The sequence below is a fragment of the Limnovirga soli genome (assembly GCF_013106755.1).
In the GTDB taxonomy this organism is placed as follows: Bacteria; Bacteroidota; Bacteroidia; order Chitinophagales; family Chitinophagaceae; genus Limnovirga; species Limnovirga soli.
In genome coordinates, this window is record NZ_WHPF01000016.1 from 82,487 (window position 1) to 107,010 (window position 24,524).

Below are 24,524 nucleotides of genomic sequence, written 5' to 3' on the forward strand. Positions count from 1 at the left end.
TCAGCGTTGTTTTAAATATACATGGCGTTTGTAAAATTACAATAGGTTAGGCAGTTGTTGCTACTATAGCACCTAATTCTTGTATATGCTCAAAAAAGTTAGGATATGATTTTCCTACTGCCTGTGCATCATCTATAATAGTGGGGCCATCAGCTCTTAAACCTGCCACAGCACACATCATGGCAATACGGTGGTCGTGTCTGGAATGGGTATGAGCCCCTTTTAAAGGGCCACCTTTTATCAGCATCAGATTGTCTTGTAATTCAACACTAATGCCCATTTTCCCAAGTTCATCCTGTATGGTTAATGCCCGGTTACTTTCTTTATGTGTTAAACGGTGAACGCCTTCAATTACAGATGTTCCCTCGCAACAAGCGGCCAGCGCTGCCAATGGAGGAAAAAGATCAGGGCAATCGTTGGCATCAAAATGAAATGCAGTTAATTTCCCCGGACCAATTTCTATTTGTGAATCCTGTATGGAAATATTGGCTTTGCAATCAATCAATGCCTGTAAACAGGCCTTATCTGCCTGAGTAGATTGTGGGTCTAAACCTTTTACGGTAATATTACCTGCAATGGCACCTGCAACTAATAAAAAAGCGCCACCGCTCCAGTCGCTTTCAACAGTATAAGTTATGGTAGTATCATTTTCAGCGGCAAATGCATTTGCCGGAAAATAAAAGGAAGTATAGTTATTGTTTTTAGGAACAGGTAGCGCAAAGTCATGCATCACTTTTAAAGTAAGATCTACATAGGGCTTGCTTTTTAGGTTAATCACTTCAATGCTTACATCGCTTGCGCCTGCCGCCGCATAAGCCATTAATAAACCAGTTAAAAACTGCGAGCTTAGCGATCCGTCTATAATAATATTGCGTGGTTGTAATGGCCCGGTTACTACTAATGGCAATTTCCCATTGTTAGAGCTAATGGTAATACCCAACTGCGGAAAAATGCTATCAAAAAAATCCATGGGGCGGGTAAGCAAACTGCCTTCCCCATTAATTACCATTGTTTTATTATTTAATGCAACAATGGGAGCAAACATACGTATACCTAAACCACTCTCTCCGTTATTTACCTGGCTACCTGCGGCATTTACGCCGTTGCTGTTAATAATAATGCTGCCATCGCTGCCAGATAAAACAGTGGCGCCTAATGCTTCTATCACCTGCAATGCAGCTTTATCATCATTAGAAATGCCGGGGTTATAAATAATACTTTTTCCTTTTCTTACCAATGCCGCCGCACAAGCCCTTTGCATAGAACTTTTAGAAGCCGGGGCCACAATATTTCCCTTTATAACAGATGGTTGTACAGTTACTTGCATGATGGTTAAATACAGTTTTTTAGCCCGGCAATGGTATAGCAATGCAGCTTTACTTGCGTCGCACTCTTGTACGGTTGGTACGCTATTGAGCTTTTAAAACAATAAGTTTAAAATATTTATTATGCTTTATTTTTTGCCAGTTGCAATACCATTTTCTCAATATCGCTTACTGGTATTGTTTGCACCACTGCTTTACCAATTTTAGCAAGTAAAACATAGTGCATTTCGTCTTTCACTTTCTTCTTGTCAGACTGCATTACGGCCAATACTTTTTTGGCATTAAAGGCCTGGTATACAGGCAAACCATATTGTTGTATTAGCTTGGTTAACCTGGGCGTATCAGCAAATTTTTTATATACTTCTGAGAATACTGCAGCCACAATCATACCTATTGTTACAGCATGCCCGTGCGGTAGTTGATAACTGTTCTCAATAGCATGACCAAAAGTATGTCCAAAGTTTAGCAGTTTTCTATCACCCTGTTCAAATTCATCTTCCTGCACCACCTTGGCTTTTAGCAAAGCATTGCGTTGTATAAGTTTGTCCAGCAGTTTAGTGTCTTTCTTAAAATCGATTAGTTTATGTTGTTCCAGCATACGAAACATGGCTGCATCTTTAATGGCTGCATGTTTAATAATTTCAGCAAAACCATTAATCCATTCTGCACGTGGTAAAGAGGAGAGTAGACTATAGTCGTACAATAAAAAAGCAGGTTGGCGAATAAGCCCAACCATATTTTTGTACAGTCCAACATCAATCCCGTTTTTGCCACCAATAGAAGCATCTACCATGGCCAGTATAGAAGTAGGCACAAAACCAAAACTAAGTCCCCGCATATAAATACCTGCCACATAGCCGGTAATATCAGTAACCACTCCACCACCTACGCCTACCAGAAATGTTTTTCTATTGGCGCCAAGGCTAATAAGTTGGTTAATAATATTATCTATTGTGGCTTGATTCTTAAATTGTTCGCCGGCGGGTAAAACAATTGTTTGCCAGCCTTTGAAGGTTCTTTTATGTTTATTAAAAACATTTTCATCGGTAATAATAACCGTATTGTCTATAGCTGTAAATGTGGTAACTGCTGCAAAGCTGGCATTAAACAAAAATGTAGTGCTGCTATTGCTGAATGATAGTTCTATTTGCTTCATGCGGTTTTCTGGAATGGCAATAATAATGGGAAATGCTGCGTAAAGAACCTGAAAGTACAAGTGTGCGACGCAAGTAGAGCCGATAACTGATTAATTGCCGGGCCAATACTTTTGCCTTTGCACACTTGTAATTGTATTCTAGGAATTCATGATCTTGTTTTGGTGATTGATACTTTCCATGTGCATAGCATCGAAATATTTGGTAACAAATTCTTTGCTTAAGCCCATTTTATCACCTGTGTTAAACGCTCTTTCCAATATCTCGTTCCAACGATTGGTTTGAAGGATAGTGATATTATTATCTTTTTTGTACTGACCAATTTTTTCAGCCACTTTCATACGCTGACCAATGATTTGCATCAATTCATCATCTAAGTGGTTAATTTGCTGGCGCAGTTTTTCCAGATTAATATGGTATTCTTCTGACGCAACATCTTCTTTTCTCCAACGAATAGCGCTTAACATTTCGCCTAACCGTTCAGGAGTAATTTGTTGTTTTGCGTCGCTCCAGGCCATATCAGGATCAATATGACTTTCGATGATTAAACCATCAAAATCCAAATCGATAGCAGTTTGCGCAACATCCTGTAATATATCTCTGCGGCCACAAATATGCGATGGATCGTTAATCATCATCATACCGGGGTTACGGCGTTTCATTTCAATAGCCAGGTGCCACATGGGGGCATTACGGTATTCGGTATTGCCATAAGAGCTAAAACCGCGGTGTATTAAACCAATGGTTTTAATACCTGCTTTTGCAACGCGTTCTACCGCGCCAATCCATAATTCAAGATCGGGGTTTATGGGGTTTTTAATTAAAACCGGAACATCAACACCACGTAATGCATCAGCAATATCCTGCACACTAAATGGGTTAACTGTGGTACGGGCACCAATCCAAAGCACATCAACACCAAAGTGCAATGCATCTTCTACCTGTTTGGCCGTTGCTACTTCTACTGCAACCGGAATGCCTGTTGCTTTACGGGCCTGTTGTAACCAGGGTAAACCTTTGGTTCCAATGCCTTCAAAACTTCCGGGGCGGGTACGGGGTTTCCATATACCTGCACGCATAACATCTACTTTGCCGGTTTCTGCTAAACGTACGGCTGTCTGAAATACCTGCTCTTCTGTTTCGGCACTGCAGGGGCCACTGATGATAAGAGGACGTTTTAATAATACTTCCTCAATTGGTTTGTGTTGTGTGATTGCTTGTTCCATATTTAATAAGTAAAACGTTATACCATTTTATTATTGCCGGGCAGATTATCTGCTATTGGCATCATTCATTCTTATGCGCCTGCCTTTAAAATTTTTACCATCCAATGAGCGTATCATTTGATTGGCGGCACCGCGGTCTACCTCCACCCAGCTGTTCATTTCTTTCATGTCAATTTTACCAAGCGATTCCTTTCTTAATTCGCTCATGTCAAGAATAAACTGCATAAAACTGGCTTTATAAAAACCGTCTTTGGTACCCAGGTTAACAAATAGGCGCATATAATCTCCACCACCTTCTTTTCCAAAGTTTCTGCTGCTTCTGCTATCCCTGTCGTTACGGCCACGGGGCTCATTGGCACCACGATCGTTTCTTGGGTCGAACCTTTCTCTGCGGTCTCTTTTATCTTCGCGTAAATTAAGGTCGCCAGCATTTTCATAGTACTTTAAAAAGCGGTCAAACTCAGTAGCAGCCACTCTTTGTAATACTTCTTCTTTGGTAATATCTTTAAATTTTTCTTCCAGCATGGGCAGGTAGGTTTCATAATCACCATGACTAATATCCTGCTCCAATAGTTTATCCATAAACGAAGAAAACTGTTTGCGGCAAACATCTTTTCCACTTGGTATATCTAAACGGTTAAACTGTGTTTGTACAATTCGTTCAATTTGTCTTAACCTGCCCACTTCACGGCTGTGTACAATACTCATACATATTCCCAGATTGCCTGCACGGCCTGTACGACCACTGCGGTGGGTGTACACTTCCATATCATCGGGTAATTCGTAGTTAATTACATGGGTAATACCTTGTACGTCAATACCACGGGCGGCAACATCGGTGGCAATAAGTAATTGCAAACTTTTATCACGAAACTGGCCCATTACTTTATCACGCTGCTGCTGGGTTAAATCTCCATGCAAGGCATCAATATCATACCCTTCACGGGTAAGTTTTTCTGCAATATTTTGGGCGTCAATTTTAGTGCGGGTAAAAATGATACCATAAATACCCGGATTAAAATCTATCAAACGTTTTAATACTTCATACCGTTGGTGTGCTGCGGTTACATAGTATTGATGATCGATGTTTTTGTTGGTAGTATTGGCTTTACCTACTGTTATTTCAATAGGCTCTTTCATGTATTTTTTGCTAACCCTGCGAATTTCAGGAGGCATAGTGGCACTAAATAACCAGGTGCTTTCCCTTTTAGGCGTGTTTTGCAAAATAAACTCTATGTCTTCCTGAAAGCCCATGTTTAGCATTTCATCTGCCTCATCCAGCACCACATAACTTATTTGTTCCAGGTTAATGGCTTTGCGTTCAATTAAATCAATTAAACGGCCGGGTGTTGCTACTACAATTTGTACACCTCTTCTCAAATCTCTGATTTGGGTACCAATAGATGCACCGCCATAAACGGCAACTACATTAATGGCATGAATATGTTTTTTAAACAATTCAATTTCGTTTACTATCTGCATGCATAGTTCACGGGTGGGGCAAACCACCAGTGCCTGCGGGTGTTTTGCTGCTTCATCAATAACCTGTAATAAGGGTAAACCAAATGCTGCGGTTTTACCGGTACCTGTTTGAGCTAAACCAATAAAATCCTTTGTGCCACTCAACAGCACGGGGATTGCTTTTTCCTGGATCGTAGTTGGGTTCACATACCCCAACTCACTGATAGCTTTTATCAGTCTCTCTTCTAAACCCAGTTCTTCAAATGTTATCATTCTTTATTAAAATTTGCGGCAAAGGTACTTTTATAAAAGGGCTTTGCTGCATTTTGTTTGTTATTTATGTTCTAAGCTGCAACACTTTGTGCGGCTTTTGTTGTGTCACTCACTTGTACGTTCGGGCTTTATGGCAGCCATAACTACCGTAAACAGTTGCCATGAAAGTGGAACCCTGAACCGAGCGTGGCAAGTAAAGCCCTATAATTATTCCATAGCTGGTCACCAAATTTGTAATTATCCATTCAGCACTTTTTCTATTTTATTGGCATTGGCTATTAACTCGTACAAATAATCGTAATTCTCTTTTTCCAAACAAGCCTTGAATTTGCGCAGCTGCGTAATATGCTCGTTTAAAACATCCAGCAGGTTTTCGCGGTTTTGCTTAAAAATGGGCACCCATGTGGCCGGACTACTTTTAGCCAACCTAACCGTACTTTCGAAACCGCCACCTGCCAGTTGAAAAATAGCATCTTCTTCTTTTTCTTTTTCCAGCACCGTATTTGCCAGCGAAAACGAGGTGATATGAGATATATGGCTAATGTAGGCAGCATGTATATCGTGTGCTTCGGCCTGCATATATACCAGGTTCATGCCCAGAGTTGTATAAATATTTTCTACTACAGCTACAGCATCTGTATCGCTTTTTTCTTTCTCACAAATAACACAGGATCTTCCGCTGAAACCGTTGTGTACTGCGGCTTCTGGTCCGCTAAACTCCGTACCCCACATAGGGTGGGTAGCAACATACCTTGCCCTCTTAGGATGCATTTCTATTGCTTTACAAAGTGCATGCTTGGTGCCACCTGCATCGGCCACTATATGATGTTCATCAATTAAATTCAGTATGTTGATGGAAACAGGTACTGTGGCGTCAACAGGGATGGCGATATAAATTAAATCGCTTTTAGCAATAGCTTCTTCTAAAGGCAACGCTTCGTCAATAATACCCAAGTCCAATGCCTTTTCTTCGCTGGCTTTTGTTTTACTTACCCCAATTACATGTTTGGCAAACCCTTTATCTTTTAAAGAAAGTGCAAAGGAACCGCTGATTAAACCCACCCCAACAATGCACAGCGTAAAGCCACCATTGTCTTTTGCAAAAACATCCTTTTTATTATCCTGCTGCATCCTGCGTAATTTAGAAATATGCGTATAAATTATAATTGTGCTGCCTGTATCCGCTCAATGGCTTCCTGAAATTTTTCTACAGAACCACATAAACTTATTCTAATATATTTATTACCAGCCGAACCAAAAATGCCACCTGGCGTAATAAATACATTGGCTTTGTATAAAACATCATCGCTTAAGGTATAACCATCTGCATAATTATCGGGTATCGAGGCCCACATAAACATGCCTGCCTGATTTTTTGAATATTTGCAATGAAGCAAATCCAGTAATTGATACACCTTCTCTCTTCTTTGTTTATAAATTGCATTAACACTTGTATACCATTCTTTACCAAGGCTTAAGGCTTTTGCTGCTGCCAGTTGAACTGGCAAAAACATCCCGCTGTCCATATTACTTTTAAAGCGAATTATTTCATCAATTCTTTCTTTTGCGCCACAAAGCATACCTACCCTCCAACCTGCCATGTTCTGAGATTTGCTGAGTGAATTAAGTTCTATAGCTATATCTTTTGCACCGGCTACACTCATTAAACTCCTGGGTGTATCGTTTAGAATAAAACTATACGGATTATCATGGCAAATTAGAATATTATGTTTTTTACCAAAAGCTACCAATTGCTCAAATAACTGTTTCGTTGGCAATTGGCCAGTAGGCATTTGAGGATAGTTAACCCACATTAGCTTTACTTTAGACAGGTCGGTTGTTTCAAGAGCTTCAAAATCGGGAAAATATTGTAGCTCCTCTTTTAATTCGTAATCCACACAGGTACCTCCGGCAAGGGTTACAGCACTTCTGTACGTTGGGTAACCGGGATTTGGCAGCAACACTTCATCTCCCTCATTTAAATAAGTCATGCAGATATGCATAATACCTTCCTTACTACCAATAAGGGGTAAAATCTCCGTGTCTGCATTTAATTCTACCTGATACCAGGTTTGGTACCATTGTGCAAAAGCATTGCGTAAGAGGGGAGAACCTTTATAATTTTGGTAAGCATGTACATTAGGTTTGGCACTTTCTTCCTGTAAAACTTTAACCACATCCGGGTGAGGTGGAAGATCGGGGCTGCCAATACCCAAATTGATGATTTGCTTGCCTTGTTTGTTCAGTTCGTCAATTTCTCTAAGTTTGGTAGAGAAATAATATTCGCCAATTCCGTTAAGTCTTTTAGCTGTAACCATTGTAACGCTGTTTCCCAATTTTTATAAATTCCAGGTATTTCCTTTTTTATAAATGCCAATGATATTTACTTCTTCTGTAAGAGGTTTTATTCCTTCCAACATGGCATAAAAACTTTCTTTTGTTTCAAATTCCAAATCGGCATGAAAACCATAAGCGAAATCTTTTTGTGCTATTGGATAACTTTGAAGTTTACATAGATTGATATTAAACTCGGCAATACGGGTAAGTACTTTAGCCAAAATGCCCATTGAATGATTGGTATGAAACGTGATAGATGCCTTATTGGCATCAGTAATTTTTTCAATCTTCTCTTTTGGTTGTAATATCAAAAACCGCGTATAGTTATTTTTAAGAGTATGAATATTGGGCGCAATAATATCCAGCTCAAAAATTTCAGCAGCCAGTTTGCTCCCTATGGCCGCAATATGTTTGCTTTTGTATTTATGTACACTTCTTGCACTGGCAGCAGTATCTTCAGATTCAACCAATTTCCAGTTTTGGGCATCTAGAAACTTTAGACATTGTTGTAAAGCCATTGGGTGGGAATGTACTTCATGTATATCTTCCAGTTTAACACCAGGGTTAACCATCAGGTGCTGTTCTATTTTAAGCGTAATCTCGCCAATCACTTTCAGCTCACTCTTCCTGAGTAAATTATAATTGGGAAGTATACTGCCGGCAATAGAGTTTTCTATAGCCATAATACCACCTTCACTTAAGGTTTCATTGGAAGCAATATCTACTACTTCCTTAAAAGTCATACAGGGAATAATGGCCACATTTTTCCCAAAATATTGCTGGGCCGCCATTTGATGGAAACTTCCTTCACATCCCTGGATAGAAATTCTTGGGCTTGCTTCGTTTACCGGTTGTAAATACTGTTCAGGTTTCATAGACAATAATTTTAGCTTTTTAAAGGGGTTAGTAATAGTCAAAAAAAATCCCGGTCAAAAAGACCGGGATTCTATGCTTAAAAATTTTATTAGATTTTTGCAAATACAACCCGGCCTGCTTTTATATAATAAAAGTAGAAATAGTAATAAAAGTTGTATTTGATATTTGTTATCACAGCGCAAATGTATATAGTTTATGCGCCTATCCAAATAATTATAGCAGAAATAAACTACTGTTAGTTTAATTTTTTCCAGGTTAAAATGTTAAAATCAAACAGTTTAACTAACTGGCAGGGGATTATAAAAAATAAAAAAGCCCTTCCGTGGAAACGGAACGGCCTCTAACGATTGCTTGCCATATGAAAAAGTTGTAAACTACTAAACGAGAGCAAGCATCTCACCTCAAATCATGTTCACTGTAGTTTAGAATAAATTATTTTGCAGCAGCGGCAGTATCAACAGCAGCAGCAGCAGTATCAACAGCTGGAGCAGCAGTATCAACAGCTGGAGCAGCAGCAGTATCAACAGTTACAGCAGTTGTATCAGTAGCAGTAGCTTCAGTAGAACCAGAACCGCAAGCAGCGAAAGCGCCAAGCGCTAAAACGAATAATAATTTTTTCATTTTTAAATTTTTTGTGAGTGAATTTGTTATTAATACCCATACTTTAAAAAGGTAACCCCTGTATAAAAGTTTTTTTTTGAAAAATTTTTTGAAATGCTTTTGGGTTACTTTTATACCCGGAACGGTATTAAAACTAAGCAAGTGAAACAGGAGATCAACGAACAAATTTTATTGAGAGGTCTTGTTAACAACGAATCAAAAGCTATTGACACCATATATAAAGAAAATTTTAATATGGTTCAGTCTTTTATTCTGAATAATAATGGTTCATACGATGATGCCAGAGATATTTTTCAGGAAGCTATGATTGCATTGTACGAGAAGGCAAAAAGCGAATCATTTGTATTAACCTGCCAGATAAAAACATACCTATATTCCATTTGCAGAAGGCTTTGGCTTAAAAAGTTACAGCATATGGGCAGGTATATTTCTCAAAGCGAAGCGCTTGAAGAAACGGTTGCAGTTGAAGACGATTTGGAATTTCATGAAAAAAGAAATGCCGATTTTGCTATTATGGAAAGAGCCCTTGGCAGTTTGGGCGAGCCTTGTAAAAGTTTATTAGAATCTTATTATATACATAAAAAAGGTATGACGGAAATTTCTGCTGAATTTGGCTATACCAATGCGGACAATGCCAAAAACCAGAAATACAAGTGCCTGATGCGTTTGAAAAAATTATTTTTTGCCCAATATAATATAGGAGATTAATGGAAGATATACTTTTACTAGAGGCGATTGAACGCTACCTGAACGGTAGTATGCTGGCAGAGGAGAAGGCTTACTTTGAACAATTGCGCAAAAATACCCCTGAAATTGATCAGATGGTGGTTGAGCATAAATTGTTTCTAATGCAAATTGAAGGTGTTTCTGAACATCGCAATTTGAAACATGCTTTGAATGCGGCACATGAAAGACTTTTGGACAAAGGCGATATTTACGAAGGTGGTGAAATAACCGGCCGCGGTAAAGTATTGCAAATGTGGAATAAGTACAAAAGGGTAACTGCTATAGCCGCTTCAATTGCAGGTATTACCGCTATTATTATATCTGGCTTGATTAACTTATTAGCTCCCGCTCCCAATAATAGCCAAATTCAACAATTAAATGGGGTTTTAACTAAGGTTATTGCCAACCAAAAAGCTTTTGGTGCCAAATTAAACGAGGTTGATTCTAAAATACCAAAGAACGTTGAAGTAACTTCCAGCGGTTCTGCATTCTTAATTGACGGTAAAGGCTATCTTGTTACCAATGCCCACGTTTTAAAAGGTTCCGGCGCTGTAGTAATTAATAATAAAGGTGAAGAATTCAATGCCCGCATTATCAATATAGATGTTGAAAGCGATATAGCAATTCTTAAAATTGAAGACGAGGAATATAAAACGGTTTCTAATTTGCCTTATAGCATTAGAAAGTCAGCAATTGATTTGGGCGAGGAAATATTTACCCTTGGTTACCCACGTGAACAGATTGTTTATAATATGGGTTACTTAAGTTCTGCAACCGGTAACGATGGTGATACCAGCAGTTGCCAGATTTCATTAAGCGCTAATCCTGGTAACTCCGGTGGCCCTGTTTTTAATAAAAACGGAGAAATTGTAGGTATTTTAAGTACAAAACTTAACACGGCTGATGGTGTTGTATTCGCCATCAAATCAAAAGGTATTTACAAACTGGTAGATGAATTAAAAGAATCAGATACCGCAGTGCAGAAAATTAAAATGCCAACCACAACCAGCCTAAAAGGAAAAAGCAGGGTTGATCAAATTAAAGAAGTAGAAGATTGTGTGTTTCTTGTAAAGGCATACAACCAAAAATAGTACACTATAACATTTTACTAAAACCCGCCTTAGGCGGGTTTTTTTATTTGGTATTTGTTAAACATGATTTTTATTAGCCAGGCATAAAACCGATATCGGGCTTTACTTGCGTCGCACACTTGTGCAGCAGAATTTTTTGCAGCAATAAAAAAGGGAGACTGGTTTAAACAATCTCCCTTTAACTAAAATATTGTACTACTTTTAATTTTATACTCATTTTTGAATGGCTGTTTATTCAGCTGCTTTATTGCTATACCGTACAAGTGTGCGACGCAAGTAAAGCTGCATTTAATATCCACAGCCGGGTACAAAATTAATATACATTAAGCCCATAAATTAGATGGATATGCACCACTATCTACCAGTGCATTTACGCTGGCTTGTACTATTGGAGCATCTTCTTTATAGGTAACACCAAACCATTTAGCACTGGTAGGTACAATTTCAATTACACCCAAACCTGCTTTTATATAATGGTCGGCCATACGTGGAATTAAAAATTCTGATTTTAAATTCTCCATACTGGTATCCAGGAATTTACCAAACTCATCAAAGCACATATTGATGTAGGCGGGGGAGAAGCAAAAGAAATTCATACTTACTTTGGTGGATGTAGGTAAAGGAGTAAGTTTTTCATCTTCTTCATATACTATTTCATCGCCCTGAGTAAATATTTTTAGTCTTTCGTCTATACCCACCATTTCATTTTTATCGTTAATAGCTATAACGCCGCGGCTAACACTGCCGTGTTCACTAAGTGTATTGGCCAGTTCGTAACCCAATACAGCAAAATTGGTATCGGTACATTTATTTATAAGAAAATCGTATGCTTTTACATAAGCATCTTTGCCATAAAAATCATCTGCATTTATTACAGCAAATGGTTCGTTTACGGTTCCTTTGGTACATAAAACGGCATGAGCTGTTCCCCAGGGTTTAACCCTGTCTGCAGGTATAACCCTGTCGCCGGTAAATGAATTTAGTTGCTGGTAAACATAGGCTGTTTCAATTTTACCTTTTAACTTAGGTTCGAAAATGGCTTTAAAATTTTCAGCAAAGTCTTCACGAATGATGAATACTACTTTTTTAAAGCCTGCAGCAATGGCGTCGTAAATTGAATAATCCATGATGGTTTCTCCGGAAGGCCCAAAGCCCTGAATTTGTTTCATGCTTCCGTAGCGGCTGGCCATACCGGCCGCCAGGATAACTAGAGTAGGTTGCATATTGGTATTTTTTAAGTTTAAGAGCTAACAATTTGTTACTCACCCCAATATTAATAAATTATTTTAACTCTATGGTAGATGTAATAGAACTTGATAAAATATTTATACAAACCATCGAGGCTAAATGGCTAAAAGACCAGGATGTTTGTCTTGATATTTTACGAACCGATGTATTGCATCCTGTAATTAGTGGCAATAAATGGTTTAAGCTGCGGTATTATTTGGAGGAAGCATTATCAGCTGGCAGTAAGCATATTACCACTTTTGGCGGAGCATATTCAAATCATATTATTGCCACCGCTTGTGCATGTAAGCAATTGGGACTGGCTTGTACAGGTATTATAAGGGGAGAAAGGCCAGCCGTATTATCTTCTACCTTAGTATATGCCCAATCGTTTGGCATGCAATTGCAATTTGTTAGCAGGGAAGACTATAAAAACAAAGCCATTGTAAAACAGTTATCTGATACTTATATTATACATGAAGGTGGCTATGGAAAACAAGGTGCCCGAGGTGCTGCCACTATATTGGATTATTGCCCAAACCTCAATCAATACTCACATATCATTTGTGCTGTTGGCACGGGTACCATGTTGGCAGGCATAATTAAAAGTGCCACTGCTACCCAATTAGTATTAGGCATAAGTGTAATGAAGGCAAATAGGGCTTTGGAGAATGAACTGGATCAATTATTGGAAAAGGAAGATCAGCAAAAGCAATATTCCATTCTTCATGATTATCATTTTGGCGGTTATGCCAAACATCCACCTGCATTAATAGCTTATATGAATACCATTTGGCAGGCGCATCAATTACCTACTGATATTGTATATACTTCCAAAACCTTTTTTGCTGCAGAAACACTTATCCGAAATAATACCATTACACCTGGTAGCCGTGTGCTAATGATACATAGTGGTGGTTTACAGGGCAATCTTTCGTTACCACCCGGTGTTCTATTGTTTTAATTTGGATTGTACAACTATATTTGCACACAATTTTTTTGATGATGAGGCGATTTTCTCTGGTATTTATTTTTCCGCTATTTTTTGCTGGTTTGGGGCAAGCTCAAACAATATTGCCTGATTTTAATGCAGAAAACCTTGGAAAAAATAAGGTAAGGATTTCCTGGGTAAATAATTTTGGTAACCGCTGTATTCAATTAAATGTACAGGCTTCAAAAGATAGTTTAAAAGGTTACAGAACAATATTTTCTACAGAGTCGCCGCAATTGCCGCAAAATGGTTTTATTTATGTACAAAGCTTTCCATATAAAATGTTTTATCGCATTTTTTATATTTTGGATAGTAATCAGTTTATGTTTTCAGCTCCTAAAATAGCTGGCGATATATTGCCGCCAGTAACGCAAACCAATAAAGTAGACAACGAAAATAAGGACACATTACAGTTTGTAGAAAAAAAGGAAATGCAGGTTGTAAACGCAGAAATACCAGTTAAAAAACCAGATCCTCCAAGAATAATATCTATTTATAAAGCGGATAGCTTATTTACCCAATTAGAGTATAGCGTGTATAAGAAATTCAGAGATTCAGTAAATAAGCGAAAGGACACTTTGCTGGTCTTGGGCCAAAATGAGGTACAGTTAAAACCATTTGATCCTGCCAGTATTTATACGCCTTCCATATTTGTATTAATCAATCAAAATGGGTTTGTAAAATTAAACCTGCCCGATGCCGCTAGCAAGAAATACAAAGTGGTTTTTTACGAACTGGACGGTAAAAAATTATTTAGTATCAATAATATCAGCGATACTGCCATCACTATTGATAAAACCGATTTTATACACGCCGGCTGGTTTAAGTTTGAACTGTATGAAAACGAGAAGCTGATAGAACGTAATAAAATACTGCTGCAAAAAGATTTGCGGTAAGCTATTGCAACTGAATGCCAAATACCTGTTCAAAGTTATATTTCACCTTTTCTTTTACTTCTTCCATATCTACGATACGGCCAAGTTCTTGTTCCAGAGAGGTTACTTTTTTGTTTTGAATGCCACAGGGCACAATATAATTAAAATAAGAAAGATCTGTATTTACATTAAGTGCAAAGCCATGCATGGTAATCCAGCGACTGCAACGGATGCCCATAGCACAAATTTTTCTGGCTTTTGCGGGTTGGTCGGGTTCAATCCAAACACCAGTTTCGCCATGGCTGCGTTCGCCCTTAATGCCGTAGCCGGCCATAGTAGCAATAATTACTTCTTCTAAACTTCTAAGGTACCAGCCAAGATCTGGTTTAAACTGGTCAAGATCAAAAATTGGGTAGCCAACCAATTGCCCCGGCCCATGAAAAGTAATATCGCCACCCCTGTTTATGTGAAAGTATTCAACGCCTTTTTCGGCCCTTTCGGTATCATTTATCAGTACATGTTCGGGTTTGCCGTTTTTGCCCAAAGTATACACTGCTTCATGCTCGGTAAATAATAAAAAATGGCCGGGTGTACCATCCTGTTGCTTCACCTTAACACCTTGTTGCAACAGGCTTTCCTGGTAATTCCATACCTCTTCATACCCACGCTTACCTAAATCCTGAAACTGCACCTGAATACTCATAGGCTGCAAATGTATTTCAATAAAACTGTTTCATAAAATGCCATAGGGTTAAGGCAGAATGCAAAAACTGTAATGTTATGATACCGGCTTTTGTATTATATAGCATCGCCGCTTGCGTCGCATTACGTTCACGGTTCCACTTTCATGGCATCATAATACAGGGGAATAAAGTATAATCTAATGTAAAGTAAGCAAAGCATCCTTATTTTTGCAGGCGGCTGTTTACGGCTGCTATTTTGCTATAGTTGAAGTGTGCGACGCAAGTAAAGCTGCTTCCAGTGCCATTGCCAGGCCCCAAAAAATTACCAACATGCTTGAAGAACGTGATATTCAAATAGAAGAAAATACCGAAGAATTATACGAGCGAAAATCCTTTACCATTGATAAAGGCCAGGAACCCCTGCGTATTGATAAATGGGTGCAGGAGCATATGACCAATGTTACCCGTAATAAAATACAGCAAGCCATAGAAGCCTGCTTTATAACTGTTAATGGTAAAAGTGTTAAGAATAATTATAAGGTAAGGCCGCTGGATGAAATTGTAGTATTAAGCCTTAGCAATCCAATATCGGAGGAGGTAAAACCGGAACCTGTTCCGCTGGATATTGTATATGAGGATGACGCGATAATGGTGTTAAATAAACCCAAGAATATGGTGGTACACCCGGGTGTGGGTAATTATTCGGGCACTTTATTAAATGGTATTGCCTACCATTTGCTGCAGCAAAATCCAAATTTAGACGAGGAAACCCTACCTCGTTATGGATTGGTACACCGTATAGATAAAAATACCACCGGTTTGCTGGTTTGTGCTAAAACAGCCGAAGCCGCAGCCCATTTGGCCAAACAGTTTTTTAACCATACTGTTTCCAGAAAATATGTGGCATTGGTTTGGGGTAATGTGGAAGAAGAAGAAGGTACAATTGTAGCACATATTGCCCGCCACCAGCGGTTTAGAAAAATTTTTGATGCCTATCCGGAAGGTGAAACGGGTAAGCATGCTATAACCCATTATAGTGTATTGGAGCGGTTTAATTATGTAACCTTAGTTGAGTGCAGGTTAGAAACTGGCCGTACCCACCAGATTAGGGTACATATGAAACATATTGGGCATACTTTGTTTAATGATTTGGAATATGGCGGCGACAGAATTTTAAAAGGCACCATTTATACCCGTTATAAACAGTTTGTAGATAATTGTTTTGCCGTATGTCCGCGTTGTGCATTACATGCTAAAACACTGGGTTTTATACACCCGGTTACCAACAAGGAAATGTTTTTTGAAAGCCCTTTGCCTTCAGATATTATAAGGGTGGTAGATAAATGGCGGGATTATATTCAGACCAAAACAAATGTGTGATATAAAAAAAGGAAGCCAGAAGCTTCCTTTTTTGTGTAATATGATTTTGTACAACTACAAAACCAATATGCCTTTAGCGCTAATGGTAATTTCTTTTTTTGCCTCGGTGATAGCGTTTATTTCTTCCTTGCTTTTGCCGGCATCTGCTGCGTAATGGCGTAGTTGAGATACAGAAGTTATCTTTTCTTCTGCAATACCATCCAATATAATTTCCTTGCCTTTTAGTACCAGTGGTACAAAAAATGCATGGTCTTTCATTTTAATAGTCATATCACCCTTTGGCGATTTAATGGTAAGCCAGCAGCCCATGTCTTCGCAAACACTGGTTACTGTCCCTTTTATTTTAACAGCGGTTTTTTCTCCCTCTTTTTTTTGTACATCTGCAATGGCCTGCTCTACAGAAACGGCATTGTCTGGGTTTATAATTTCACCAAAGGTAGCACCCTTATCTGCTGCAACATTGGGTGGCTGGGCATTTGTGTAAAGCGATAAAAACAAAAACGCGGCAATAATGGTAAGTTTATTCATATGTTTTATTTTGAAGAATTGCAAGTTACAAAATTTGGGCAAAGTTGGTTTTTAAAAATGTAAAACAGTTATGTAACTACACATAAAATGGAATAGAATAACTGGCAAATTGGTTGGTTCTTTACCAGTTTTGCAGGTATTTAATCTGCAAAAATCCACAAAAACAACATCATTTTTATATGGGGTGCAAGCTGTTTTCCCTTATCTTCGCCACACAAATTTTTAACTATGAATCTTCACGAATATCAGGCAAAAGAACTGTTGAAAAAATACAATGTTCCTGTGCAGGAAGGCATTGCTGTAGACACTGTAATGGCAGCCGAAGAAGCTTACCGTCAAATAAAAACGCAAACTGGTAACAATTTTGCCGTTATTAAGGCACAAATACATGCAGGTGGCCGTGGAAAAGGTAAAATTGAAGGTACAGAACAACGAGGTGTTGTTGTGGCCAAAAGCATTGAAGATGTAAGTAATGTAGCAAAAAATATATTGGGCCATAAATTAATTACTATTCAAACAGGCGCTGCCGGTAAAATAGTTAATAAAATACTTATTGCACAGGATGTATATTATCCTGGTCCAAACCCTGTTAAAGAATTATACCTCTCCATTTTGTTAGACCGTACCAAAGGCCGTAATGTAATTATGTACAGTACCGAAGGTGGTATGGATATTGAAGAAGTAGCACATTCTACTCCTGAAAAAATATTTAAAGAATGGGTTCACCCAGGTGGCACTTTACAAGGTTTTCAGGCTAGAAAAATTGCTTTCAATTTTGGCTTAACAGGCGAAGCTTTTAAAAACTGTGTAAAATTTGTAACCAACTTATACAATGCATATGTAGGTTTAGATTGCAGTATGCTGGAAATTAACCCATTGTTTAAAACCAGCGACGAGAAAATTATTGCGGTTGACTGTAAAATGAATCTTGATGAAAATGCCTTAATGCGCCATAACGATTTGGCAGCAATGAGGGATGTAACTGAAGAAGATCCAACGGAAGTTGAAGCAGGCCAATACAATTTAAATTTTGTAAAATTAGATGGTAATGTGGGTTGCATGGTAAATGGTGCTGGACTGGCAATGGCAACCATGGATATGATTAAGTTAAGTGGTGGAGAGCCTGCCAATTTCTTAGACGTAGGTGGTACAGCCAATGCGCAAACGGTAGAAGCCGGTTTTAGAATCATCATGAAAGATCCAAACGTAAAAGCTATTCTGATCAATATATTTGGTGGTATCGTTCGTTGCGATCGTGTTGCAGCTGGTGTAATTGAAGCTTACGGAAAATTGGGTAATATCAATATCCCAATCATTGTAAGGCTGCAGGGTACCAACGCTACCGAAGCTAAAAAATTAATTGATGAAAGCGGTTTAAAAGTGCAATCAGCCATATTGCTTAGCGAAGCGGCTGCTCTGGTAAAACAAGCCGTAGCTTAAAATAATTATCCCGGAAAGCATAAAGCGTTCATCTCAGATGAGCGCTTTTTTTGTGCCAGTTTTATTGCAATACAAGCTTCAACGCTTTTGGCATCACCTCTTGCGTCGCAATCACTTCATCGTTCCACTGTTGTGGCATCAATTGAAGTATAAAGTATAGTATCAATCGCTCAAAATGCGAATAACAAATGATATCATACAAGCCAGGCACTATTATGAAATGGCTAAAAATGAAAAGGGGCTAACAAAATGCTTTGTAAAGCCCCTTTTTATAAAAAGTTTAAATTGGCAAAAGCGTATTATTTTCCTCCGCCTGTTCCCTTTTTATTGCCTTTTTTATCTTTAATCTTTTGCCTTTGTTCTTTTGTAAGAACGGCACCAGATTTATTTTTAAAATTTTCTTCGGCAGCTTTTAGTTTTTCTTTTTTCTGCTCCTCAGTTAGGGAATTATCGTTTTTAATTTTTTCTTTTTCCTGCCTGGTTTCATTTTTAATTTTCTCTAATTGGGTAGCCTGATCTTTACTTAAATCAAGGTCTTTTAAATTCTCTTTAGTTAGACCTTTATCTTTAAGGTTTTGTTTGCGTGTGGTGTCCATATTACCGATACGAGATTTCACCTTATCCTTCTTTGTGGTATCAGTAGTAGTTTGGGCATTCGAAACCAATGTGATCATTAACAAACAGGTTGCTAAAACGATTATTTTTTTCATTATTCAATTTATTTTTTCTTGGATGTTTTATTTGAGCCCAGGTTTAAAAGGGACCAACTTTTTTATAAAAAATTATTGATAAGCTACCACCTGTTGTTTGGAGGTGCCAAGGCCATCAATACCTAATTCAACAATATCTCCGGGTTTCAGGTAAACGGGAGGGTTAAAGCCCAGACCTACACCGGCAGGTGTACCGGTTGAAATAATATCTCCGGGTAAAAGTGTCATAAACTGGCTAACATAGGAAACCAGATGAGGAATTTTAAATATCAGATTAGCAGTAGTGCCATCCTGCATCTTTTTGCCATTAACGGTAAGCCAAAGCCTTAAGTTATCTACATCAGCAATTTCGTCTTTAGTAGCCATAAAGGGGCCAAGAGGAGCGAAGGTATCGCATCCTTTCCCTTTATCCCATGTGCCATTTCGCTCAAGCTGAAAAGCCCTTTCACTTACATCATTGTGTAAACAATAGCCAGCTACATAATCCATGGCAGTTTCTTCTGTAACATAACTGGCTTTGGTGCCAATAATTACTGCCAGTTCAACCTCCCAATCTGTTTTTACTGAATTGCGTGGAATTACTATATTATCGTTGGGGCCACATACAGCCGTGGTTGATTTTAAAAATATAATCGGCTCGCTGGGGGTGGCTGCGCCGGTTTCTTTTGCATGATCGGCATAATTTAAACCAATACAAACAATCTTTGATGGCCTTGCAACAGGGCAAGCCAGGGTAATATCATCCGGTAAAGGCATCAGACTTTCCTTATTACTTTCAATAAACGCATCCAATCTTTGTAGTCCGTTTGTTTCAAAAAAGTTTTCAGTATAGTCTTCCCCAAATTGCTCTGTGCTAAACATAGCGTTGTTGATGATAACACCAGTTTTTTGCCGGTTATTTTCAGTGTATCTTATTAGTTTCATGATTATATTTTGATTGAACTCTTATTTATTAACTGTTTAGTTTTATAAAGCCTCCGTCTATCGGGTAATCAGAACCTGTAATAAAGCCAGCTTCATCGCTGCATAAAAATAATATAAGTGTGGCTATTTCATCGGGTTTCCCCATACGGCCTATGGGCTGGGTTTTGGATAATTTCTCAAACATTTCCTGCTCTTTACCTGGATAGTTTTTTGCCAGAAAATTATCTACAAATGGCGTATGTACCCTACCTGGAGAAATACAGTTGCAGCGAATATTATCTTTTATATAATCCTTTGCCACACTCATTGTCATGGCATACACGGCTCCTTTACTCATAGAATAAGCAAACCTGTCTGATAATCCCACTACTGCTGCAACTGAGGAAAGATTTAGAATTACCCCGCCACCCTGTTTTTGCATCATCGGAATAGCAGCAAATAAACAGTTATACAAACCTTTTACGTTTACATTGTAAATCCTGTCAAAATCTGCTTCGCTGGTATTATCGGCTTTGCCTATATGAGATACGCCTGCACTGTTTACCAGAATATCAATACGACCTATTTGCGCAAAGCTGTCAACTACTTTTTGCTGATTGCTTACATCGCAGGCAGCCACAAATCCTTTACCACCGTTGGCAGTAATTTCATCTACTGTGTTTTGGGCATTTGCTTCGCTAATATCTGTTACATACACTACTGCGCCCTGTTGTGCAAATAATAAACAAACTGCTTTGCCAATACCACTTCCACCACCAGTGATTACCGCATTTTTGTTTGAAAGACTTAACATTTTTAAAATTGTTTTATAGTAATTGAGCTGGTGATTTATATTGAAAATATATTTTCCATTAATACCCACTTTTCTCCGGGTTTGGCAAAGGGAAGTGATTGCTGATAATTCCACATTAACTGCTCCCATTCCTGCACTTTTGAGTTGGCCGCATCCATTGCAGCTTTTTGTTCAAATGAAAAATCGGCTGTTGTTTTCATAATCATAAAAAGCCTGTTACCAACACGGTATATTTCCATAGATACAATACCTGATTGATGAATGCTTTCTATTATTTCGGGCCATACTTTTTTATGCCAGTCTTCATATTCGGCAATGAGTTTTTGATCATTTTTGAGGTCTACTGCGAGGCAATATTTTTTCATACAAGTATTTGTTTTTATAGGAGTGTTATTGAATTTTGTTGCCATGAAAACCGAACGATGAACCGAGCGTGGCAAGTAAAGCCAAATAATAGCTTTAGTGCCGGTTACATAAACATTATCTTCTGTTTATGCCAGTTTCCTTTTTGGGCATAATTGCTTTGGGCTGTGTGCCGTTTAACGGGGCAGCAGGCTTTCTTTTTTTGGCTGTATCTGTTAATAATGGAATTTCACTTTCGGGCACTATGTCCTCTGCTTTTATTTCGGGTAAAGAATCACCACCATAATCGGCAGCATTGCCATTGCCAATATCATCTCCTTCGGCGCCTAGTTCCTGTGGTACTCCGTTTATCCAATCGTAGCTGATATCTGATTGCATAACGTCTGGTTTTGCAAAGGTGGAAGACATATCAAGCGGCAGATTTTTATCGTTGGATGCTTTGTTATAAAAATATCCAAATACCGGCAGGGCTGCAGAAGCACCCTGGCCTACAGCGGTATTGGCAAAGCGGATAAATCTATCATCGCAACCTGCCCAAACGCCACATAAAAGTTGTGGGGTATAGCCCATAAACCAGGCATCACTATTATCGTTGGTGGTACCTGTTTTGCCCGCAATTTCGCCGCTAACGCCATAATTCCAAATGCTGTGGCCGGTTCCAAATTGCATCACACCTTCCATCATTTTTATCACTGAATAAGCAGTAACATCACTGATTACATCCTTACGTTGCGGAATAAATGTTTGCAGGATATTACCATTTTTATCTTCAATATGGGTAATGTACATGGGTTTTACATTAAAGCCACGGCCGGGGAACATGCTGTAAGCCTGTATCATTTCTATTAACGAAATTTCAGCTGCGCCCAATGCAATAGAAGGGTAGGGATCAACTTTGGCTTTGATATCGCAATTTTTTAAAAATTCAACAAAGCGTTTGGCCCCATCATTCCCTTCTGAGCCTAATTGTTTCATGATATAGGCGGTAGCACAGTTACGGGATTGCGCCAAAGCCTGTGCCATTGGCATGGTTTGGCCGGTACAGGTTTTATCAGTTGCAGGCACCAGTCCGTAACCATTAAAATTTTGCTGTACATCTTCTACCATGGTATTGGGGGTAAAACCAGCATCTTCTATAGCTAAACTGTATAACAAAGGTTTAATGGTAGAACCTACCTGCCTTTTGGTATTGATATTTACGTGATCGTATTTAAATGTTTTAAAATCTATTCCACCTACCCAGGCTTTTACTTCTCCGCTTAATGGATCCATGGCCATAAAACCTGCCTGTAACATTTGGCGGTGGTATTTAATAGAGTCGTAGGGGGTCATGGTAGTATCCTTAGAACGGTTATTGTTCCAGGCAAATACCTTCATTTTGGTTTTTATGTAAAAGGATTTCTTGATGTCATCATCTGCAATTCCCTCTTTTTTCATGTTTTTCCAGCGGTCTGTTTGTTTCATGGCTGATTCTAACACATTTTCATATCCCTTCCAAACAGAACCATCTTTAATATTACGCTGACTGTTAAGTATTTGCTGCATATAGGCCATATGCTTAGCTACGGCTTCTTCAGCATATAACTGCATTCTGGGGTTAATGGTGGTATAAATTTTTAATCCATCCTTATACAGATTATAGTTCTCACCATCCTGTTTTTTATGTTCTTTACACCATTTTTTCAATTCTTCGCCCAAAATCATTCTAAAATATGGGGCAAGGCCAGCTGTTTCATCCAGCTTTTTGTAGTTGAGTTTTATAGGCTTATTCTTTAAATCTGCCGCTTCGGGGGCAGTAATAAATAAGCTTTCTGCCATACGGTCAAGTACCAGGTTTCTTCTATCCAATGCTCTTTTAGGATAGGTTCTGGGGTTATAGGCACTGGGTGCATTAACCATACCCACTAGTACAGCTGCTTCTTCAATGCTAATTCTATCGGGCTCTTTTTGAAAAAATGTTTTAGCCGCATTTCTAATGCCAAAAACATTATCGCTAAAAGCCACTGTATTTAGATAAAGCGTAAGTATTTCTTCTTTGGTAAAATTGCGTTCCAGCTTAATGGCAATAATAGATTCTTTTAGTTTTTGAATCATACGAACCACTATATTATTACTGGGGTCATCAGTAAAAAGGTTCTTTGCTGTTTGCATAGATATGGTGCTGGCGCCGCCCTGAGAGCCTAATGCAAATACGGCCCGGGCTAAGGATCTTGGGTCAATACCATTATGGTCGTAAAAACGCTTGTCTTCAGTGGCTACAAGGGCATTTATAACGTACTTGCTAATATCTTTATAGGTTACATTCACCCTGTCCTGCAAATAATATTTACCCATCAGGGTGCCATCATCTGCATATACCTGGCTACTTTGCGATCCTGATGGATTTTGCAATTCGTCAATAGATGGCATGCTGCCAAAAACACCAAAATTTGCCAGTACAATCAACAGAATAAAAAGCCCGATACCAATGAAAAATAAACGCCAGAGTATCAATACAGATTTTTTCATAACAATGCTTAGAAATTGCAATTTATAGCTTTTATGTACGCTGTTTCAATTTTATGCCAAATGTTCATCGTAATCTTCCCATCCATTCCTCTAATCAAAAAATAAGCCTAATAAAAGGTAGTTTTATTATGGTATTGGGCGTTGCCCCTTGGGCCCGGGCTTTACGCTACAAGTCCTCGCTGCGCTGCGGGCTATCCGCTGCAATCCCTAACGCAGATATATATTTTCACAAAAGGGCCATTCCTTTTAGCATAACAACCAAAATGTATATAAATGAGGCGTAAATATGATGATTTTTCTTCAACAATATGTGCCTGTATTTTCAACTTTGATTAATTTAACTAAACCATAGATAAAATAGAACTGGAAAAAAGAATAATACCTGTTATTTGCTTTTTTCAGTGGTTAAAAAGTGAACTATTTTATCTGGCTTTGGTTTATTTAAATAGTAATCATTTTATATTATGGCAAAACCAGGTATCGATTTAATAGATGCGCTTCGCAAAACAGCCGGGCGTTTAAAAAATGGGGCTGCTTATGCATGGGGCAACCACGGAAGTTGTAATTGTGGCAATCTTTTGCAAGTGGTTACCTTACTTAGCAAAGAAGAGATTTTGCAATATGCACATACTGGCATTGGCGAATGGACAGAAATTGCCGAAGAATATTGTGGTGTAACAGATGCACCTTTTAGTTTATTGGTGCATAAACTGGAGCAACTGGGTTTAACCACTTCTGATATTCACCACCTGGAATACCTTGACGACAGGGAAGTACTTAACCATTTACCGGGCGGCTTTAGGTGGTTAAAGAGAAATGTAAGAGAAGATGTGATTGTATATTTTGAAACCTTTGCCGATTTGCTGGAAGAAAAATTGTTATTGCAATTCCCGGTGAATATTGAACAGATAATGACTGAAAAGGCTGCAAAAAAAGATGGGCATGTAATTACAAATACGATGGAATTAATGCCGGTATACTAAATAGTAAAAAAATAGCATAAAATTTACCC

23 protein-coding genes are annotated in these 24,524 nt (G+C 38.5%); 7 read left to right on the forward strand and 16 right to left on the reverse strand.

What is annotated here, in order from left to right; all coding sequences use genetic code 11:
* Window positions 1–46: 46 nt before the first annotated feature.
* The 8 genes from aroA to GD597_RS19260 form a co-directional block, all read right to left on the reverse strand.
* A complete protein-coding gene (aroA, locus tag GD597_RS19225; protein ID WP_171609536.1) occupies window positions 47–1,327 on the reverse strand; it encodes a 3-phosphoshikimate 1-carboxyvinyltransferase in 1,281 nt (426 codons plus the stop codon).
* Window positions 1,328–1,446: 119 nt separating this feature from the next.
* Complete coding sequence (aroB, locus tag GD597_RS19230) at window positions 1,447–2,481, reverse strand: 3-dehydroquinate synthase (protein WP_171609537.1); 1,035 nt, start codon at window positions 2,479–2,481, stop codon at window positions 1,447–1,449.
* A gap of 138 nt (window positions 2,482–2,619) precedes the next feature.
* Window positions 2,620–3,705 (reverse strand): chorismate mutase, encoded by a 1,086-nt coding sequence (locus GD597_RS19235; RefSeq protein WP_171609538.1) that lies wholly within the window; start codon window positions 3,703–3,705, stop codon window positions 2,620–2,622.
* Between the two features lie 45 nt (window positions 3,706–3,750).
* Window positions 3,751–5,439 (reverse strand): DEAD/DEAH box helicase, encoded by a 1,689-nt coding sequence (locus GD597_RS19240; RefSeq protein WP_171609539.1) that lies wholly within the window; start codon window positions 5,437–5,439, stop codon window positions 3,751–3,753.
* 237 nt (window positions 5,440–5,676) lie between these two features.
* Complete coding sequence (locus GD597_RS19245; protein WP_171609540.1) at window positions 5,677–6,570, reverse strand: prephenate dehydrogenase; 894 nt, start codon at window positions 6,568–6,570, stop codon at window positions 5,677–5,679.
* Between the two features lie 29 nt (window positions 6,571–6,599).
* Window positions 6,600–7,757: a pyridoxal phosphate-dependent aminotransferase gene (locus GD597_RS19250; protein ID WP_171609541.1), complete on the reverse strand. Its 1,158-nt coding sequence runs from the start codon at window positions 7,755–7,757 to the stop codon at window positions 6,600–6,602.
* Between the two features lie 21 nt (window positions 7,758–7,778).
* Window positions 7,779–8,651 carry a prephenate dehydratase gene (locus tag GD597_RS19255; protein WP_171609542.1) on the reverse strand — a complete coding sequence of 291 codons (873 nt, stop codon included), beginning with the start codon at window positions 8,649–8,651 and terminating at the stop codon, window positions 7,779–7,781.
* Between the two features lie 433 nt (window positions 8,652–9,084).
* Window positions 9,085–9,273 (reverse strand): hypothetical protein, encoded by a 189-nt coding sequence (locus tag GD597_RS19260; protein WP_171609543.1) that lies wholly within the window; start codon window positions 9,271–9,273, stop codon window positions 9,085–9,087.
* 141 nt (window positions 9,274–9,414) lie between these two features.
* Here GD597_RS19260 and GD597_RS19265 point away from each other — a divergent pair, with 141 nt between their 5' ends.
* Window positions 9,415–9,981: an RNA polymerase sigma factor gene (locus tag GD597_RS19265; protein ID WP_171609544.1), complete on the forward strand. Its 567-nt coding sequence runs from the start codon at window positions 9,415–9,417 to the stop codon at window positions 9,979–9,981.
* Window positions 9,981–11,090, forward strand: a complete 1,110-nt coding sequence (locus GD597_RS19270; protein WP_171609545.1) for a S1C family serine protease — start codon at window positions 9,981–9,983, stop codon at window positions 11,088–11,090. Before GD597_RS19265 ends, GD597_RS19270 begins: the two co-directional genes overlap by 1 nt.
* A gap of 323 nt (window positions 11,091–11,413) precedes the next feature.
* On the opposite strand, the gene GD597_RS19275 is transcribed toward GD597_RS19270, so the two are convergent.
* Window positions 11,414–12,313, reverse strand: a complete 900-nt coding sequence (locus GD597_RS19275) for a sugar phosphate nucleotidyltransferase (RefSeq protein ID WP_171609546.1) — start codon at window positions 12,311–12,313, stop codon at window positions 11,414–11,416.
* Window positions 12,314–12,384: 71 nt separating this feature from the next.
* Here GD597_RS19275 and GD597_RS19280 point away from each other — a divergent pair, with 71 nt between their 5' ends.
* Both GD597_RS19280 and GD597_RS19285 read left to right on the forward strand, forming a co-directional pair.
* Window positions 12,385–13,281, forward strand: coding sequence for a 1-aminocyclopropane-1-carboxylate deaminase/D-cysteine desulfhydrase (locus GD597_RS19280; protein WP_171609547.1), 897 nt, complete (start codon window positions 12,385–12,387; stop codon window positions 13,279–13,281).
* Window positions 13,282–13,319: 38 nt separating this feature from the next.
* A complete protein-coding gene (locus GD597_RS19285) occupies window positions 13,320–14,204 on the forward strand; it encodes a hypothetical protein (RefSeq protein WP_171609548.1) in 885 nt (294 codons plus the stop codon).
* Between the two features lies 1 nt (window position 14,205).
* Here the strand turns inward: GD597_RS19285 and lipB are convergent, their stop codons facing one another.
* A complete protein-coding gene (lipB, locus tag GD597_RS19290) occupies window positions 14,206–14,886 on the reverse strand; it encodes a lipoyl(octanoyl) transferase LipB (RefSeq protein ID WP_171609549.1) in 681 nt (226 codons plus the stop codon).
* 310 nt (window positions 14,887–15,196) lie between these two features.
* Here lipB and GD597_RS19295 point away from each other — a divergent pair, with 310 nt between their 5' ends.
* Complete coding sequence (locus GD597_RS19295) at window positions 15,197–16,246, forward strand: RluA family pseudouridine synthase (RefSeq protein WP_171609550.1); 1,050 nt, start codon at window positions 15,197–15,199, stop codon at window positions 16,244–16,246.
* 54 nt (window positions 16,247–16,300) lie between these two features.
* Here GD597_RS19295 and GD597_RS19300 read toward each other — a convergent pair whose 3' ends face one another.
* Window positions 16,301–16,774, reverse strand: coding sequence for a DUF4920 domain-containing protein (locus GD597_RS19300; RefSeq protein ID WP_171609551.1), 474 nt, complete (start codon window positions 16,772–16,774; stop codon window positions 16,301–16,303).
* 228 nt (window positions 16,775–17,002) lie between these two features.
* Between GD597_RS19300 and sucC the strand changes: the two genes are divergently transcribed.
* On the forward strand, window positions 17,003–18,214 hold the full coding sequence (sucC, locus tag GD597_RS19305; RefSeq protein WP_171609552.1) for an ADP-forming succinate--CoA ligase subunit beta: 1,212 nt from the start codon (window positions 17,003–17,005) through the stop codon (window positions 18,212–18,214).
* Window positions 18,215–18,513: 299 nt separating this feature from the next.
* Here the strand turns inward: sucC and GD597_RS19310 are convergent, their stop codons facing one another.
* The 5 genes from GD597_RS19310 to GD597_RS19330 form a co-directional block, all read right to left on the reverse strand.
* Complete coding sequence (locus GD597_RS19310) at window positions 18,514–18,924, reverse strand: hypothetical protein (protein WP_171609553.1); 411 nt, start codon at window positions 18,922–18,924, stop codon at window positions 18,514–18,516.
* Between the two features lie 72 nt (window positions 18,925–18,996).
* Window positions 18,997–19,848: a fumarylacetoacetate hydrolase family protein gene (locus tag GD597_RS19315; protein WP_171609554.1), complete on the reverse strand. Its 852-nt coding sequence runs from the start codon at window positions 19,846–19,848 to the stop codon at window positions 18,997–18,999.
* A gap of 28 nt (window positions 19,849–19,876) precedes the next feature.
* Window positions 19,877–20,641, reverse strand: a complete 765-nt coding sequence (locus GD597_RS19320; RefSeq protein WP_171609555.1) for an SDR family NAD(P)-dependent oxidoreductase — start codon at window positions 20,639–20,641, stop codon at window positions 19,877–19,879.
* Window positions 20,642–20,676: 35 nt separating this feature from the next.
* On the reverse strand, window positions 20,677–21,006 hold the full coding sequence (locus GD597_RS19325) for an L-rhamnose mutarotase (protein WP_171609556.1): 330 nt from the start codon (window positions 21,004–21,006) through the stop codon (window positions 20,677–20,679).
* A gap of 115 nt (window positions 21,007–21,121) precedes the next feature.
* A complete protein-coding gene (locus tag GD597_RS19330) occupies window positions 21,122–23,512 on the reverse strand; it encodes a transglycosylase domain-containing protein (RefSeq protein WP_171609557.1) in 2,391 nt (796 codons plus the stop codon).
* 464 nt (window positions 23,513–23,976) lie between these two features.
* On the opposite strand from GD597_RS19330, the gene GD597_RS19335 reads away from it, so the two are divergent.
* On the forward strand, window positions 23,977–24,495 hold the full coding sequence (locus GD597_RS19335; RefSeq protein ID WP_216368633.1) for a hypothetical protein: 519 nt from the start codon (window positions 23,977–23,979) through the stop codon (window positions 24,493–24,495).
* Window positions 24,496–24,524 lie beyond the last annotated feature (29 nt).

What these genes read in the sequence shown, in the direction of transcription:
- GD597_RS19285 (WP_171609548.1), top strand. Translation starts at nt 13,320, where the DNA reads ATGATGAGGCGATTTTCTCTGGTATTTATTTTTCCGCTATTTTTTGCT.
- GD597_RS19245 (WP_171609540.1), bottom strand. Translation starts at nt 6,570, where the DNA reads ATGCAGCAGGATAATAAAAAGGATGTTTTTGCAAAAGACAATGGTGGC.
- GD597_RS19300 (WP_171609551.1), bottom strand. Translation starts at nt 16,774, where the DNA reads ATGAATAAACTTACCATTATTGCCGCGTTTTTGTTTTTATCGCTTTAC.
- GD597_RS19270 (WP_171609545.1), top strand. Translation starts at nt 9,981, where the DNA reads ATGGAAGATATACTTTTACTAGAGGCGATTGAACGCTACCTGAACGGT.
- GD597_RS19235 (WP_171609538.1), bottom strand. Translation starts at nt 3,705, where the DNA reads ATGGAACAAGCAATCACACAACACAAACCAATTGAGGAAGTATTATTA.
- GD597_RS19275 (WP_171609546.1), bottom strand. Translation starts at nt 12,313, where the DNA reads ATGCAACCTACTCTAGTTATCCTGGCGGCCGGTATGGCCAGCCGCTAC.
- GD597_RS19330 (WP_171609557.1), bottom strand. Translation starts at nt 23,512, where the DNA reads ATGAAAAAATCTGTATTGATACTCTGGCGTTTATTTTTCATTGGTATC.
- lipB (WP_171609549.1), bottom strand. Translation starts at nt 14,886, where the DNA reads ATGAGTATTCAGGTGCAGTTTCAGGATTTAGGTAAGCGTGGGTATGAA.
- GD597_RS19315 (WP_171609554.1), bottom strand. Translation starts at nt 19,848, where the DNA reads ATGAAACTAATAAGATACACTGAAAATAACCGGCAAAAAACTGGTGTT.
- sucC (WP_171609552.1), top strand. Translation starts at nt 17,003, where the DNA reads ATGAATCTTCACGAATATCAGGCAAAAGAACTGTTGAAAAAATACAAT.
- GD597_RS19310 (WP_171609553.1), bottom strand. Translation starts at nt 18,924, where the DNA reads ATGAAAAAAATAATCGTTTTAGCAACCTGTTTGTTAATGATCACATTG.
- aroB (WP_171609537.1), bottom strand. Translation starts at nt 2,481, where the DNA reads ATGAAGCAAATAGAACTATCATTCAGCAATAGCAGCACTACATTTTTG.
- GD597_RS19325 (WP_171609556.1), bottom strand. Translation starts at nt 21,006, where the DNA reads ATGAAAAAATATTGCCTCGCAGTAGACCTCAAAAATGATCAAAAACTC.
- GD597_RS19260 (WP_171609543.1), bottom strand. Translation starts at nt 9,273, where the DNA reads ATGAAAAAATTATTATTCGTTTTAGCGCTTGGCGCTTTCGCTGCTTGC.
- GD597_RS19295 (WP_171609550.1), top strand. Translation starts at nt 15,197, where the DNA reads ATGCTTGAAGAACGTGATATTCAAATAGAAGAAAATACCGAAGAATTA.
- GD597_RS19280 (WP_171609547.1), top strand. Translation starts at nt 12,385, where the DNA reads ATGGTAGATGTAATAGAACTTGATAAAATATTTATACAAACCATCGAG.
- GD597_RS19255 (WP_171609542.1), bottom strand. Translation starts at nt 8,651, where the DNA reads ATGAAACCTGAACAGTATTTACAACCGGTAAACGAAGCAAGCCCAAGA.
- GD597_RS19320 (WP_171609555.1), bottom strand. Translation starts at nt 20,641, where the DNA reads ATGTTAAGTCTTTCAAACAAAAATGCGGTAATCACTGGTGGTGGAAGT.
- GD597_RS19240 (WP_171609539.1), bottom strand. Translation starts at nt 5,439, where the DNA reads ATGATAACATTTGAAGAACTGGGTTTAGAAGAGAGACTGATAAAAGCT.
- aroA (WP_171609536.1), bottom strand. Translation starts at nt 1,327, where the DNA reads ATGCAAGTAACTGTACAACCATCTGTTATAAAGGGAAATATTGTGGCC.
- GD597_RS19250 (WP_171609541.1), bottom strand. Translation starts at nt 7,757, where the DNA reads ATGGTTACAGCTAAAAGACTTAACGGAATTGGCGAATATTATTTCTCT.
- GD597_RS19335 (WP_216368633.1), top strand. Translation starts at nt 23,977, where the DNA reads ATGGCAAAACCAGGTATCGATTTAATAGATGCGCTTCGCAAAACAGCC.